At 73.9% G+C, this 11,908-nt stretch carries 13 protein-coding genes; 6 read left to right on the top strand and 7 right to left on the bottom strand.

The window, feature by feature from the left end; all coding sequences use genetic code 11:
- Window positions 1–44 precede the first annotated feature (44 nt).
- Window positions 45–1,433: an aldehyde dehydrogenase family protein gene (locus tag RIM90_RS09545; RefSeq protein ID WP_309060167.1), complete on the top strand. Its 1,389-nt coding sequence runs from the start codon at window positions 45–47 to the stop codon at window positions 1,431–1,433.
- 16 nt (window positions 1,434–1,449) lie between these two features.
- Entirely contained in the window at window positions 1,450–2,535 is a 1,086-nt protein-coding gene (locus tag RIM90_RS09540) for a Zn-dependent alcohol dehydrogenase (RefSeq protein ID WP_309060166.1), read from the top strand.
- A 46-nt stretch (window positions 2,536–2,581) separates the two neighbouring features.
- Here RIM90_RS09540 and RIM90_RS09535 read toward each other — a convergent pair whose 3' ends face one another.
- The 3 genes from RIM90_RS09535 to RIM90_RS09525 form a co-directional block, all read right to left on the bottom strand.
- A complete protein-coding gene (locus RIM90_RS09535) occupies window positions 2,582–3,562 on the bottom strand; it encodes a DMT family transporter (RefSeq protein WP_309060192.1) in 981 nt (326 codons plus the stop codon).
- 146 nt (window positions 3,563–3,708) lie between these two features.
- Window positions 3,709–4,434 carry an ArsR/SmtB family transcription factor gene (locus RIM90_RS09530; protein WP_375165417.1) on the bottom strand — a complete coding sequence of 242 codons (726 nt, stop codon included), beginning with the start codon at window positions 4,432–4,434 and terminating at the stop codon, window positions 3,709–3,711.
- A 64-nt stretch (window positions 4,435–4,498) separates the two neighbouring features.
- Window positions 4,499–5,152, bottom strand: coding sequence for a TetR/AcrR family transcriptional regulator (locus tag RIM90_RS09525; protein WP_309060164.1), 654 nt, complete (start codon window positions 5,150–5,152; stop codon window positions 4,499–4,501).
- A gap of 79 nt (window positions 5,153–5,231) precedes the next feature.
- Here RIM90_RS09525 and RIM90_RS09520 point away from each other — a divergent pair, with 79 nt between their 5' ends.
- The 3 genes from RIM90_RS09520 (at window position 5,232) to RIM90_RS09510 (ending at window position 7,447) form a co-directional block, all read left to right on the top strand.
- Window positions 5,232–6,383, top strand: coding sequence for an acyl-CoA dehydrogenase family protein (locus RIM90_RS09520; RefSeq protein WP_309060163.1), 1,152 nt, complete (start codon window positions 5,232–5,234; stop codon window positions 6,381–6,383).
- 60 nt (window positions 6,384–6,443) lie between these two features.
- Entirely contained in the window at window positions 6,444–6,731 is a 288-nt protein-coding gene (locus tag RIM90_RS09515) for a YiaA/YiaB family inner membrane protein (protein WP_309060162.1), read from the top strand.
- Between the two features lie 71 nt (window positions 6,732–6,802).
- The gene (locus RIM90_RS09510) at window positions 6,803–7,447 is read left to right on the top strand and encodes a TetR/AcrR family transcriptional regulator (protein ID WP_309060161.1); all 645 of its coding nucleotides are present in this window, start codon (window positions 6,803–6,805) and stop codon (window positions 7,445–7,447) included.
- Here RIM90_RS09510 and RIM90_RS09505 read toward each other — a convergent pair.
- On the bottom strand, window positions 7,438–7,899 hold the full coding sequence (locus RIM90_RS09505; RefSeq protein WP_309060160.1) for a MaoC family dehydratase: 462 nt from the start codon (window positions 7,897–7,899) through the stop codon (window positions 7,438–7,440). The genes RIM90_RS09510 and RIM90_RS09505 overlap by 10 nt on opposite strands.
- 131 nt (window positions 7,900–8,030) lie before the next feature.
- On the opposite strand from RIM90_RS09505, the gene soxR reads away from it, so the two are divergent.
- Window positions 8,031–8,540: a redox-sensitive transcriptional activator SoxR gene (gene soxR, locus RIM90_RS09500; protein WP_309060159.1), complete on the top strand. Its 510-nt coding sequence runs from the start codon at window positions 8,031–8,033 to the stop codon at window positions 8,538–8,540.
- A gap of 226 nt (window positions 8,541–8,766) precedes the next feature.
- Here soxR and RIM90_RS09495 read toward each other — a convergent pair whose 3' ends face one another.
- The 3 genes from RIM90_RS09495 to RIM90_RS09485 form a co-directional block, all read right to left on the bottom strand.
- Window positions 8,767–9,834 carry an RNA ligase (ATP) gene (locus RIM90_RS09495; protein ID WP_309060158.1) on the bottom strand — a complete coding sequence of 356 codons (1,068 nt, stop codon included), beginning with the start codon at window positions 9,832–9,834 and terminating at the stop codon, window positions 8,767–8,769.
- Between the two features lie 77 nt (window positions 9,835–9,911).
- Window positions 9,912–10,751: a 3-keto-5-aminohexanoate cleavage protein gene (locus RIM90_RS09490; RefSeq protein ID WP_309060157.1), complete on the bottom strand. Its 840-nt coding sequence runs from the start codon at window positions 10,749–10,751 to the stop codon at window positions 9,912–9,914.
- A 122-nt stretch (window positions 10,752–10,873) separates the two neighbouring features.
- Window positions 10,874–11,476, bottom strand: coding sequence for a hypothetical protein (locus tag RIM90_RS09485; protein ID WP_309060156.1), 603 nt, complete (start codon window positions 11,474–11,476; stop codon window positions 10,874–10,876).
- Window positions 11,477–11,908 lie beyond the last annotated feature (432 nt).

The raw sequence follows: 11,908 nt of genomic DNA, 5'->3' as shown, positions 1-11,908 counted from the left end.
GTTTATGTGCCGGACGACGACGCCCCGCCACCGGAGGAAGCACGATGAAGGCATACGACGGCATGTACATCGGCGGCTCATGGCGCCCCGCCGCCGGCCCCGACGTGATCGAGGTCGTGGACCCGGCCGACGAGCAGGTGATCGCCACGGTCCCCGCGGGCACCGTGGAGGACGTCGACGCCGCCGTACGCGCCGCCCGCGCCGCCCTCCCGGCCTGGTCCGCCACCCCGCCCGCCGAGCGCGCCGCCCGCCTGACCGCCCTCCGGGACGCGCTCGTGGCCCGCCAGGACGAGATCGCCCGGACGGTGACCGCCGAACTCGGCGCGCCCCCGAAGCTCGCGCAGGCCGTCCACGTCGGCATGCCGGTCATGGTGGCGGGTTCGTACGCCGAGCTGGCGGCCACGTACGCCTTCGAGGAGAAGACGGGCAACTCCACGGTCCTCCACGAGCCGGTCGGCGTGGTCGGCGCGATCACCCCCTGGAACTACCCGCTCCACCAGATCGTCGCCAAGGTCGCCCCCGCCCTCGCCGCCGGCTGCACCATCGTCGTCAAGCCCGCCGAGGACACCCCGCTGACCGCCCGGCTCTTCGCCGAGGCGGTGCACGAGGCCGGGGTCCCGGCGGGCGTGTTCAACCTCGTCACCGGCCTCGGCCCGGTGGCCGGCCAGGCCCTCGCCGAGCACCCGGACGTCGACCTGGTGTCCTTCACCGGCTCCACCGCCGTCGGCCGCCGCATCGGCGCGATCGCCTCGGGCATGGTCAAGAGGGTCGCCCTCGAACTCGGCGGCAAGTCCGCCAACGTCATCCTGCCGAGCGCCGACCTGGCCCGCGCGGTCAACGTCGGCGTCGCCAACGTCATGTCCAACTCCGGCCAGACGTGCAGCGCCTGGACCCGCATGCTGGTCCACCGGGACAGCTACGACGAGGCGGTGGAGCTCGCCGCGGCCGCCGCCGCGAAGTACGGCGACCGCATCGGCCCGCTCGTCAACGCGCGGCAGCAGGAGCGCGTGCGCGGTTACATCGAGAAGGGCGTGGCCGAGGGCGCCCGCCTGGTCGCCGGCGGTCCCGAGGCGCCGCGCGAGAAGGGCTGCTTCGTCAGCCCGACCGTCCTCGCCGACGTCACCCCGGAGATGACCGTCGCCCAGGAGGAGATCTTCGGCCCGGTCCTGTGCGTCCTGCGCTACGACGACGAGGAGGACGCCCTGCGCATCGCCAACGGCACCGTCTACGGCCTCTCCGGCGCCGTCTGGGCCGGTGACGAGGCGGAGGCGGTGGCCTTCGCCCGCCGGATGGACACCGGCCAGGTCGACATCAACGGCGGGAGCTTCAACCCGCTCGCGCCCTTCGGCGGTTACAAGCAGTCGGGCGTGGGCCGGGAACTCGGCGTGCACGGCCTGACCGAGTACCTCCAGACCAAGTCCCTCCAGTTCTAGGGGAGTCGTATCCGTCATGGCTGTCCGCGCCGCCGTTCTGCCCGCCGTCGACGCCCCGCTGGAGATCACCGGGATCGACCTGCCCGAACCCGGCCCCGGCCGGGTCCGCGTCCGGCTCGCCGCCGCCGGGGTCTGCCACTCCGACCTGTCCCTGGCCAACGGCACCATGCGCCTGCCGGTCCCGGCCGTCCTCGGCCACGAGGGCGCGGGCAGGGTCGTCGCCGTCGGCGAGGGCGTCACCCACCTCGCGCCCGGTGACGGAGTCGTCCTCAACTGGGCGCCCTCCTGCGGAGCCTGCCCCGCCTGCGGGCGCGGTGAGGTCTGGCTGTGCGCCAACGCCCTCAACGGCGCCGCCGAGGTCCACGCCCGCCGCACCGACGACGGCACCGAGCTGTACCCCGGCCTGAACGTCGCCGCGTTCGCCGAGGAGACGGTGGTGCCCGCGTCCTGCGTCCTGCCCGCCCCGGACGGTGTCCCGCTCACCGACGCCGCCCTGCTGGGCTGCGCCGTGCTCACCGGCTACGGCGCGGTCCACCACTCCGCCAGGGTCCTGCCGGGCGAGACGGTCGCCGTCTTCGGCGTCGGGGGAGTGGGTCTCGCCGCGCTCCAGTCGGCCCGCATCGCGGGCGCGTCGACGATCGTCGCGGTCGACGTCTCCCCGGAGAAGGAGGAGCTGGCCCGGTCCGCGGGCGCCACCGACTACCTCGTCGCCTCGGACACCACCGCCCGCGAGATCCGCGCCCGCACCGGGAAGCAGGGCGTGGACGCGGCCGTCGAGTGCGTCGGCCGGGCGAGCACCATCCGCACGGCCTGGGACTCCACCCGGCGCGGTGGGCGCACCACGGTCGTCGGCATCGGCGGCAAGGACCAGCGGGTCACCTTCAACGCCCTGGAGATCTTCCACTGGGGCAGGACCCTGTCCGGCTGCGTCTACGGCGACTCCGATCCCGTCCGGGACCTCCCGGTCCTCGCCGAGCACATCAGGGCGGGCCGCCTCGACCCGGGTGCCCTGGTGACCGAACGGATCACCCTGGACGGCATCCCGGCCGCCTTCGACACCATGCTCGCCGGCAAGGGCGGACGCGCCCTGGTGGTCTTCTAGACCCCGGACCCCCGAACCCCGGAGCCCGGACGCCCGGTCGGCCGCGTCACGTCGGTCCGGACGTCCGGCCGGCCCGCGGCTGTCCGGCCTCCTGCCGGGAGGCCGGCACCGCGGCCGCCCGGGCCGCCGCCCCCGGCCGGGAACGGGACCGCGACACCGCCACGCCCGCGAGACACAGGACACCGCCCGCGAGCGTGAGCGGCCCCGGCACCTCGCCCAGCGCCAGCCACGACATCAGCACCACCAGGGCGGGTACCGCGTACGTGGTCGCCCCCATCCGGCTCGCGGTGGTCCGGGCCAGCGCGTAGGCCCAGGTGGTGAAGGCCAGGGCGGTCGGGAAGACGCCCAGGTAGACCATGTTGAGCGTGGCGGGGACGGGCGCGTCGGCGGCCTCCCGCACGAGCTGACCGGCGAACGGCAGACACGCCACCGCCCCGACCAGACACCCGTACGTCGTCACCTGCAGGGGGCTCGCCGCACCCAGCGCCGGCTTCTGCGCGACCACACCGGCCGCGTACGCCACGGCCGCCAGCAGGCACAGGGCCACCCCGAGCACCGAGGCCCCGCCCTCGCCGGACATCGACAGCCCCACCGTCACCGCGCCGGCGAACGACACGGCCATCCCCGCCAGCAGCCTCGGCGGCATCGGGTCCCCGAGCAGCCGGGCACCGAGCAGGGCGATGAGGATCGGCCCGACGTTCACCACCAGGGCGGCGGTGCCGGCGTCGACCTGCTGTTCGCCCCAGTTGAGGGCCACCATGTAGAACCCGAACCAGAGCAGCCCCGATATCAGGATCCCCCGCCACGCAGCCCGGGGCGGCATCCCCTCGCGCCGCAGCAGACAGATCGCTCCCAGCGCCAGGGCACCGGCCAGCAACCGCCCGAGGGCGAGCGCCCCCGGCGAGTACGCGGCGCCCGCGCTGCGGATCGACACGAAGGCGGAGGCCCACAGCACGACGGTGACACCGGCCGCACCGGCGGCGAGCACCTCCGTACGGCGGGCGGGACGCGAGGGGGAGTCGTTCATCATGCTCCTGACGCTAGGAGGGGAGGGGGCGGAGGGCTCGCGGATTTCGGACGCGGGGCCGGCCGAGGACGGTCGGGGCGGTGGGGCCGGCGGGGCCGGCGGGGAGTCGGCGGGGCCGGCGGGGCCGGCCGGGAGGGGACCGCCGGTCAGCGCAGGACCCCCGCCTCGATCCCCAGCAGCTCGGACAGCGCGCGCTCCCCCGTGTCCGTCACCTTCACCGCGCGCTCGGAGCCGATGCGGACGCACCACCGCGCCTGAAGGGCGTGCCGGCACAGGGCCGCGCCTGCGGCCCCGGCGAGGTGGGGTCGGCGTTCCGTCCAGTCCAGGCAGGCGCGGGCCAGCGGGCGCCGGCCGCGGCGGTCGAGGGCGATGCCGGCCGTGTCGAACCACCGCAGACCGGCGTCGGTGAGCGCGAAGCCGGTGTCCCGGCGCAGCAGACCGCGCGCGGTGAAGGCGTCCGTGACGACGATGCCGAGCCGGCCGGCGAGATGGTCGTAGCAGGTGCGGCCCCGGGCCATCGCCGATCCGGCGGTCGACTCGCGCAGGGTGCGCGGGCGCCGGACGGCGGTGCCCGGCGCGACCCGCGCGGCCAGGTCCTCCACCAGCTGGGCGGCCGTCGCGTCGGCCAGCCGTACGTACCGGTGCCGCCCCTGCCGCTCCTCGGCCAGCAGCCCGCCCGTGACGAGCTTGCCCAGGTGCTCGCTCAGCGTCGACGCGGCGACACCCGCGTGCCGCGCCAGCTCGCCCGCCGTCCAGGCGCGCCCGTCCAGCAGCGCCAGCAGACACGCGGCCCGGGTCTCGTCGGCGATCAGTCCGGTGAGCCGCGCCAGTCCGGCGGCCCGGGGGTCCCTCGTGGTCATGCCCTCCAGCATGGGGCACGGACACTTCGGCACCCGCCGAAGTCTCGCGCCGCCGCCGGACCGCCCGCGGCCCCGCCTACGCGGTGCCCCGCACCACCTGCTCGTACTGGAGCGCCAGTCCGTCCAGCAGCGCCGTCAGCCCCGTCTCGAAGGCCCGCTCGTCGATCTTCTCCTGCTGCTCGGCGAGCAGATGGGCCTGCCCGAGGTGGGGGTAGTCGGCGGGGTCGTAGGCGCTCGCGTCGTCCACGAAACCGCCCGCGAAGGAGCCGAGCGCGGAGCCCATGATGAAGTACCGCATCAGCGCGCCGATGGAGGTGGCCTGCGCGGGCGGCCACCCCGCCTCGACCATCGCGCCGTAGACCGCGTCGGCGAGCCGCAGCGCCGCCGGACGGCGGCCGGGACCGCGGGCGAGGACCGGCACGATGTTGGGGTGGTCGCGCAGCGCGGCCCGGTAGGAGACCGCCCAGTCGTGCAGCGCGGTCCGCCAGTCCCGGCCGTCCTCGAACATCGACAGGTCGACCAGCGCGCTCACCGAGTCGGCCACCGCCTCCAGGATCTCGTCCTTGGTGCGGAAGTGGTTGTAGAGCGAGGGCCCGCTCACTCCCAGCTCCGCGGCGAGCCGGCGCGTGGAGACGGCCGCCAGGCCCTCCGCGTCCACGAGCGCACGGGCCGTCTCGACGATCCGGTCGGTGCTGAGCAGGGGCTTGCGCGGTCGGGCCATGGCGCACATAGTAGGGCTGCAACCAGAAACTAGCAGTGCTAATTTAAATGTACGGATTTCAAATGGCTTTCCCCTGGGGTGACTCGGCATGAATCTGGAGCTCAGCGAGGAACAGGAGGCCGTCAGGCGGCTGGCCCGCGACTTCGTGGAGCGCGAGGTCGTCCCCCACGCCGCCGCCTGGGACCGCGCCGAGGAGGTCGACCGCGGCATCGTCGGGAAGCTCGGCGAGGTCGGGTTCCTCGGGCTCACGATCGACGAGGAGTACGGCGGCTCGGGCGGCGACCACCTCGCGTACTGCCTGGTCACCGAGGAGCTCGGGCGCGGCGACTCCTCGGTGCGCGGCATCGTCTCCGTGTCCCTCGGCCTGGTCGCCAAGACCGTCGCCTCCTGGGGGACCGAGGAGCAGAAGCGGACCTGGCTGCCGGGGCTCACCTCCGGCGCGTACGTCGGCTGCTTCGGCCTCACCGAGCCGGGCACCGGTTCCGACGCCGGCAACCTCTCCACGCGCGCGGTGCGCGACGGCGGCGACTACGTCCTCAACGGCGCCAAGATGTTCATCACCAACGGCACCTGGGCCGACGTCGTCCTGCTCTTCGCCCGCTCCACCGACGCCCCCGGCCACAAGGGCGTCTCCGCCTTCCTCGTCCCCGCCGACGCCCCCGGCCTGACCCGCCGCGCCGTCCACGGCAAGCTCGGTCTGCGCGGCCAGGCCACCGCCGAGCTGGTCCTTCAGGACGTGCGCGTCCCCGCCTCCGCGATGCTCGGCCCCGAGGGCAAGGGATTCGCGGTCGCCATGTCCGCCCTCGCCAAGGGCCGCATGTCGGTCGCGGCGGGCTGCGTCGGCATAGCCCAGGCCGCCCTGGACGCCGCCGTGCGCTACGCCGGCGAGCGCGAGCAGTTCGGGAAGGCCATCGCCCGCCACCAGCTCGTCCAGGAGCTGATCAGCGACATCGCCGTGGACGTCGACGCGGCCCGGCTGCTGACCTGGCGGGTCGCCGACCTGATCGACCGGGGGCAGCCGTTCGCCGTCGAGTCCTCCAAGGCCAAGCTCTTCGCCTCGGAGGCGGCCGTCCGCGCCGCCAACAACGCCCTGCAGGTCTTCGGCGGCTACGGCTACATCGACGAGTACCCGGCCGGCAAACTCCTGCGCGACGCCCGGGTGATGACCCTCTACGAGGGCACCAGCCAGATTCAGAAACTGGTCATCGGCCGCGCCCTCACCGGGGTTTCGGCGTTCTGAGTACGCATCTGAGTACCTGAGCGGATGTGGCCGGGGCCACGTCCGCCGACCCTGGTCCCCATGAGTGACACACCGGTCAAGCAGCAGAGCACGGCCGCCTTCTACGGTCAGGCCGTCGCGTCCTTCGCGGTCGCCCTGGGCGCCACCGCGATCGGTATCTTCAACCTCCAGGCCGACGCCTGGGTCCGTGCCTTCCTGGGCATCGCGGTCCTGTACCTCGTCACCTCCGCCTTCACCCTGGCCAAGGTCATCCGCGACCGCCAGGAGGCCGGGCAGATCGTGAACCGGGTCGACCAGGCGCGCCTGGAGAAGCTGCTCGCCGAGCACGACCCCCTGCAGAAACTGTGACGACGGGCTCGCTAAGCGCCCGCTCACCCTCAGCGGTATGGTGTTACCCCTGCCAGTGAATGGGGTGAGCGATGAGTACGGCGGAGGAGACGGCCGGCGGTGAGGCGCAGCCGTGGGGTGAGGTCACACCCGATGCGGCCCGACGGCTGCTGCTCGCCGCCGTCGAGGCGTTCGCGGAGCGCGGCTACCACGCCACGACGACCCGTGACATCGCGAGCCGCGCCGGGATGAGCCCGGCCGCGCTCTACATCCACTACAAGACCAAGGAAGAGCTGCTCCACCGCATCAGCAGGATCGGCCACGAGAAGGCCCTGGAGATCCTGCGCACGGCGTCCCGCGCCGAGGGCAGCGCGACCGAGCGGCTCGCCGACGCCGTCAGCTCCTTCGTCCGCTGGCACGCGGGCGGCCGCACCACCGCCCGGGTCGTGCAGTACGAGCTCGACTCGCTCGGCCCCGACGCCCGCGCCGAGATCCTCGGGCTGCGCCGGAAGGTCGACGCCGAGGTGCGCGGGATCATCGAGGAGGGGGTGCGTTCCGGCGAGTTCGACGTCGTCGACGTGCACGGCACCACCCTCGCCGTGCTCTCCCTCTGCATCGACGTGGCCCGCTGGTTCAACGTCGACGGTCCCCGCACCCCCGAGGAGGTCGGCGCGCTCTACGCCGACCTCGTGCTGCGGATGGTCGGGGCCGGGGGTCCCGGCGCCGCTCAGAGGTAGTAGCGGGCCACCGACTCGGCCACGCACACCGGCTTGTCGCCGCCCTCCCGCTCCACGGTGAAGGCGGTGGCCACCTGGACGCCGCCCGGCACCTCGTCGACGGCGGTGATCGTCGCGGTGGCGCGCAGCCGCGAGCCGACCGGGACGGGGGCCGGGAAGCGCACCTTGTTGGTGCCGTAGTTGACGCCCATCTTCACGCCCTCGACGGAGATCAGCTGCGGGCCGAAGAGCGGCAGCAGCGACAGCGTCAGGTACCCGTGCGCGATGGTCGTCCCGAACGGCCCCGCGGCGGCCTTCTCCGGGTCGACGTGGATCCACTGGTGGTCCCCGGTGGCCTCGGCGAACAGGTCGATCCGCTTCTGGTCGACCTCCAGCCAGTCCGTGTACCCCAGCTGCTCGCCCACCGCCGCCTTCAGGTCGTCGGCGGACGTGAAGATCCTCGGCTCTGCCATGTCCCGGCCTCCCGCGTCACGTAGTCGCACGCGCGTCGCTGCGCGCATGCCTAAGCAACTGCTTAGCATGGTCGGCGGCGCAGTCCCTGTCAACGGACCGGGCGCCGCACGGGGTCGGTAGGGTTCGAGAGGTGCCCCAGATTCCAGAGAAGATCCACGAGCTCACGGTCGGCCAGCTCTCCGCCCGCAGCGGTGCCGCCGTCTCCGCCCTGCACTTCTACGAGTCCAAAGGCCTGATCAGCAGCCGCCGCACCGCGGGCAACCAGCGCCGCTACAGCCGTGACACCCTGCGCCGGGTCGCCTTCATCCGTGCCGCCCAGCGCGTCGGCATCCCGCTCGCCACGATCCGCGAGGCGCTCGCCGAACTCCCCGAGGAGCGCACGCCCACCCGGGAGGACTGGGCCCGCCTCTCCGAGGCCTGGCGTTCGGAGCTGGAGGAGCGCATCAAGCAGCTCAACCGCCTGCGCGACCACCTCACCGACTGCATCGGCTGCGGCTGCCTCTCCCTGGACGGCTGCGTCCTGTCCAACCCGGACGACGTCTTCGGCGAACGCCTGACGGGTTCCCGCCTGATGGCCGAGAACGGCAACGGAAGACAACGCCGCGCACGCCGGGAACGCGCACCGGAGGAAACCCGCTGACCGCCGGCGCCGGCGCGGCGACGGGCTCCCAGGGTCCGCGGTGAGGCCGTTGGCAGCCGCGGCCCGACGGCGCGGCGGCCCGGGGCGTGCGTCCGCGGGCCGCCGGGCCGCCGGAGAGCACGCCCCGGCCCGCTCGGCAGCCGTGGAAGCGGGCGGTGCGGGAGACGGCCGCCGGTGCCGGACACCCGGGGCGACCCGTGGCGCCCGGCGCCGTGCGCCGCCCCGCTCACTCGTACTCCGTGGCGCCCTTCCGGGTCAGATACGCCGGGCTGACCGCCTTCGCGATGGCGCGGCCGCCGGTCACCGCGCTGTACCGCTCGACGGCCGGGCGGATCACCACGCCCTCCCGCAGGTGCAGCTCCCGCCCGGACACCGTCTCGCGGCCGGTGGCGATCTCCAGCACCCGCTCGCTGTCGTACGGGCCCTCGAACAGCCGTGGCACCAACGGCAGCCGCCCCTGGAGCAGTTCCGCCGCGTCCAGCCAGCGTACCCGGCCGTCGATCTCCGCGGACACGTCGAACACGGCGTACCCGAGGGTGTCGCGCCGCCCGTCCGCGCCGTACGTCAGGTCCTGCACCCCCGCGCCGTACACCTCGCCGAAGACGCCGACGCGCCGTGCCCCCAGCCGCTCGGCGAGCTCCGCCGCGACCTCGGCGACGCCGTGCCCGCGCACCGCACGCCAGTACAGGTTGCGGGGGTCCTCCTTCAGCGCCAGTGACCGGGAGCCGAATCCCTTGGAGGAGACGTGCACCCGCCCCTCGTCGGCGACGTACGTCAGCAGGCAGGCCGAGCCGTGCAGCTTCTCGGTGAGCACCACGGGCTCGCCGGGGGTGAACACCTCCGGGTAGCGCTGGACGTTCTCGATGTCGACCCACGGCAGCAGCTCGGGCGCGGACTCCACCTCGCCGCTCATGGCGGGCGGTACGGGCGGTACCCACTTGGTGATGCCGAGCAGCTCCGCGAAGTCGGTGCCGTCCCCGGCCGCCTTGACCAGATCGACGCCCGCGAGTGCCCTCGGCCGGCACACGATGCCCTGCGACAGCTCACCGCGCAGCCGGACCGCCTTGACCCGGTCGTGGTTGCCGCCCGCCAGACGGCCGGTCAGACCCAGTTCCTCGATCAGGCCGGCCGGCAGCACGGCCTGCTCGGGGATGTAGACCGCGGCGTCTCCCGTGCGGTAGGCGCCCTTGGCGACGACGGCCCGGTACAGGCCCACCTGGGCCAGTTCGAGGGCGTCGGCGCCCGGATGCTCATGGACGGTCAGGACTTCGGCGGTGACGCGCAGCGTCGACATCGGGACGGCTCCTAGGCTTCGCAGGTGCGTTTCATCACCTCCGACTGTCCGCAGGAGAAAGGTGTGGAGCGACCGGTTTACCCGCTGCTACGGTCGGGACGCCGACGCCCGCGCAGGGCGCGCCGTCGGCTGTCCGCAGCCGTCGGCCGCGCGCCGTGCGGCGCGATCCGCCCGCTTTGGTCCTGAGCCACCCGCCGGGCCCGTCCGTGGATCCTCACCGCCTCCGCCACCAGCTGGGCGTTGGACCCCGCCGCCCGGCCGTCCGGCAGGAACAGCGTGTCCTCCAGACCGACGCGGGTCGCGAGTCCCAGCCGGCCCGCGAGGCGCAGCACCGGCCAGGCGCCGCCCTCCTCGCCGTGCAGCAGGACCGGACGGCCGTGCGCGGAGCCCAGTTCGGACAGCAGGGCGAGTGCGGACCGCTGCGCGCTCGCCGGCTCCGGGTCCGTCACCTCGGCCAGCACCCGGAACACCCCGGGCGCGAGCGCCGAGGCGGAGAACCGCGCCGCCCCGTCCGTGCCGGTCCAGACGCCGGCCTCGACGCGGACGCCCATCTCCATGAGCGCGGCGGCGACATCCTCGGCCCCCGGCTCGTGCCAGTTGACCGAGGCGTGGTCGGGCGGCTCGGGCAGACCGGCCCAGCTCCGCACCCGCTCCAGCCGGACCGCGGGATCGGGTTCCGCCCAGGCGCCCGTCGTCACACCGACCGGCACCGGGACCCGCGCCCGTATCGCCTCCAGCGTCCGGGCGAGCACCCGCGGCGACAACGTGTCCCGTCCGCACGGCGTCTTCGGATGGACGTGGAGGTCCGTCGCCCCGGCCGCGACCGCTTCCGCCGCCGACTCGGCCATCGCCTCCGGCGACAACGGGATCCCCGCCCCATCGGCGGCGCTCCGGGTCCCGTTCAGACACACCTGCACTCCACCGTCTCCTCGTTCCGGACCCTGCTCGGTCTCCTCGGTCCCCGGAGGAAGACAGCGGGGGTGCGGCATCCCCGGCGCACCCCCACGCTCTCCGGCGCTCCCGGCTCCCCGGGCGTTCCTCAGGCCGACACCAGCAGCCTCGCCCGCCTGGCGTCCGCCAGGGCCTCGGGGGTGAGCACGGGGCGCGGCACGAGGATTCCGCAGTCCGTGCAGACCGGGCCCGCCGACGGCTCGTGGTCCAGGCCGTACCGCCACACGAGCCGTTCCCCCCGGCACACGGGGCAGGCCGAACCCGGCTCGCGCTCCAGCGCGGCGATCAGCCGCCGCAGCACCTCGGCCAGCGGCTCCCGCGGATGCACCCGCGGATCGTCGCACCAGGCCACGCCGAAACCGCCCCAGGTCAGCCGGTGCCAGTCGTCCACACTGCCCGGCCTGCGCAGCCCGTCGTGCTTCTCCTTCCTGCGGCGCTCGGCGAACTCGACCTCGTAGGCCAGCCAGACCGCCCGTGCCTCCTCCAACTCCTCCAGTGCGGCCACGAGCCGCGCCGGGTCGACGGAGCGGTCCTCGGGATCGAACCCGGCCCGCGAGCACAGATGGTCCCAGGTCGCCCTGTGCCCGTAAGGAGCGAACCGCTCAAGGCACTTGCGCAGCGAATAACGCCGCAGTGCCGGGTCGCACCGCGGATCTCGGACCTGTCTCGCCAGACTCCGGAAACCGGCCATCGTCCTGCACCTCCGTCACACCTGCACCTGTAGTCCGTCACTTCGGCGTCGTCGCACGGACGTCGCCGAATAGACGTATCGACACGCGAATCGGCTCCATCCTTTTCCGATGGCCCCCATCGGTCGGCCGCGGGGACGCACATGCCAACTCCCGTGGCGCGCGCTTCAGTTGTGGTCGTCCGCGGTTGTCCGCAGTCGTCCGTGACCGTCCATGGGAACGTCCCGCCCCGCCCTCGTCGGGAGGAGGGACCCCATGCCACGGCGCGCGCCCCGCGCACCGTTCCCGGCAGACTGAGAACTCCCCGCGGCTGCCACGGGTTCCTGAAGACCACGTCGATATGCGTGCCGGTCGCCGGTCTTTTCGCCCCGGGGCCCCGGGCGACCGCGGCCGGACCCGCGACGTCCCAGGTCACGGCGGTGAACAGGCGCGGC

Source organism: Streptomyces sp. (genome assembly GCF_031181555.1).
GTDB classification, from domain to species: domain Bacteria; phylum Actinomycetota; class Actinomycetes; order Streptomycetales; family Streptomycetaceae; genus Streptomyces; species Streptomyces fimbriatus.
This window is presented reverse-complemented; position numbering and strand designations above follow the sequence as displayed.

Bases quoted from the DNA above. Each gene is read 5' to 3' on its own strand.
- RIM90_RS09545 (WP_309060167.1), top strand. From the start codon at position 45: ATGAAGGCATACGACGGCATGTACATCGGCGGCTCATGGCGCCCCGCC.
- RIM90_RS09540 (WP_309060166.1), top strand. From the start codon at position 1,450: ATGGCTGTCCGCGCCGCCGTTCTGCCCGCCGTCGACGCCCCGCTGGAG.
- RIM90_RS09535 (WP_309060192.1), bottom strand. From the start codon at position 3,562: ATGAACGACTCCCCCTCGCGTCCCGCCCGCCGTACGGAGGTGCTCGCC.
- RIM90_RS09530 (WP_375165417.1), bottom strand. From the start codon at position 4,434: ATGCTGGAGGGCATGACCACGAGGGACCCCCGGGCCGCCGGACTGGCG.
- RIM90_RS09525 (WP_309060164.1), bottom strand. From the start codon at position 5,152: ATGTGCGCCATGGCCCGACCGCGCAAGCCCCTGCTCAGCACCGACCGG.
- RIM90_RS09520 (WP_309060163.1), top strand. From the start codon at position 5,232: ATGAATCTGGAGCTCAGCGAGGAACAGGAGGCCGTCAGGCGGCTGGCC.
- RIM90_RS09515 (WP_309060162.1), top strand. From the start codon at position 6,444: ATGAGTGACACACCGGTCAAGCAGCAGAGCACGGCCGCCTTCTACGGT.
- RIM90_RS09510 (WP_309060161.1), top strand. From the start codon at position 6,803: ATGAGTACGGCGGAGGAGACGGCCGGCGGTGAGGCGCAGCCGTGGGGT.
- RIM90_RS09505 (WP_309060160.1), bottom strand. From the start codon at position 7,899: ATGGCAGAGCCGAGGATCTTCACGTCCGCCGACGACCTGAAGGCGGCG.
- RIM90_RS09495 (WP_309060158.1), bottom strand. From the start codon at position 9,834: ATGTCGACGCTGCGCGTCACCGCCGAAGTCCTGACCGTCCATGAGCAT.
- RIM90_RS09485 (WP_309060156.1), bottom strand. From the start codon at position 11,476: ATGGCCGGTTTCCGGAGTCTGGCGAGACAGGTCCGAGATCCGCGGTGC.